The organism is Pseudodesulfovibrio alkaliphilus (assembly GCF_009729555.1).
GTDB lineage: Bacteria > Desulfobacterota > Desulfovibrionia > Desulfovibrionales > Desulfovibrionaceae > Pseudodesulfovibrio > Pseudodesulfovibrio alkaliphilus.
On record NZ_WODC01000024.1, the window covers coordinates 1 to 1,179 of the forward strand.

Annotated in this window: 1 protein-coding gene; it reads right to left on the minus strand. The window is 57.6% G+C overall.

The genetic code is table 11. The annotated features are described in order from the left end of the window. Positions 1-57: 57 nt before the first annotated feature. On the minus strand, positions 58-1,092 hold the full coding sequence (locus tag GKC30_RS14815; protein ID WP_196772921.1) for an IS5 family transposase: 1,035 nt from the start codon (positions 1,090-1,092) through the stop codon (positions 58-60). Between the last annotated feature and the right edge of the window lie 87 nt (positions 1,093-1,179).

A 1,179-nucleotide genomic window follows, 5' to 3' on the forward strand; every position in this document is an offset into this window, starting at 1 on the left:
CCGGCTCTTTCCGGCCATTTCTGGCCGAAATGCCGGATTTTGGACGCACCTCTCCCATCAGGCTCGCGCCAGTCGAACAGCTTTCTTCAAATTGAACGCCATGGCGAGGATGTGGAACTCACCCTCCACCTTCTCTCGACCCACGTATCGGGACCGGAAGAAGGCGTAGCCGCGCTTGAGTGTACCGAAAGCCCGCTCCACTATTTGCCGAACGCTGCTGATCTCACGGTTGCGAGTCTTTTCGAGGTCTGTCAGCCTGCCGCCGCGAGGCGTCTTGTCCATGGTTCCGTCCTCCAAATCGCGATCAAACAGAATGTCCCGGTTCTTTCCGCTGCAATAGCCCTTGTCCGCATAAATCCACGCCCCGGGGTCAAGGCCGACGCCATCCACGAGTCGCTCGAATTCGCCCGTGTCTGAACGGTTCGCAGGAGTGATGTGGCCACAGAGCAGAAAGCCGTCCCGACTGTCGGTGGCGGCATGGAGCTTGTAGCCGTAATAGGTCCGGTTTCTTTTGCGGAGCCAGGCCGCCTCCTCGTCGTCCGAATAGCTGACCCGGCAGTCCACCGGCCCATCCTGTTCCTCGGCGTCCTCGGAACGGTCCTCGGGCATCACGTCGATAACCTTGCGCGGCCGCCGTTGCGACTCGACCACCGAGGCGTCCACCACGGCTCCCTCACGGACGAGAAGCCCCTGGTCCTCAAGCTGGCGGTTGAGCATGTCGAGCAACGTGTCCAGCACCTTCAGACGGATCAAGCCGTTGCGGAAACGGCATATGGTGGTCTCGTCCGGCACGTCGTCCTCAATTGAGAAACCGGTAAATCTGACAAAGGAGAGCCGGTCGAGCAACGCCTGCTCCACGCCCGGATCGCTCAGGTTGTACCAACGCTGCAAGAGCAAAATCTTGAACATTGCCAGAGGCGGATAGGCGGGATTGCCCACGGCGTTGGCCTTGCGCCTGATCTTCTTGCACAGAAAGGTGTTGATGGGCTGCCAGTTGATGAGTTCATTGATCTCATCCAGAAACGTGGTCTTGGTTCTGCGGTGCCCCAGGAAATAATCACCCAACCGAGGTCCTTTCTGCCGAATAGCCATGCCTTCCTCCTTTGAATGAAGAAAGAATAGCATAATAAATCAAATACTTAAAGAGAAAAAGTGTGGTTGTTGCCGTGCAGAGGTCTC

What these genes read in the sequence shown, in the direction of transcription:
- GKC30_RS14815 (WP_196772921.1), bottom strand. Translation starts at nt 1,092, where the DNA reads ATGGCTATTCGGCAGAAAGGACCTCGGTTGGGTGATTATTTCCTGGGG.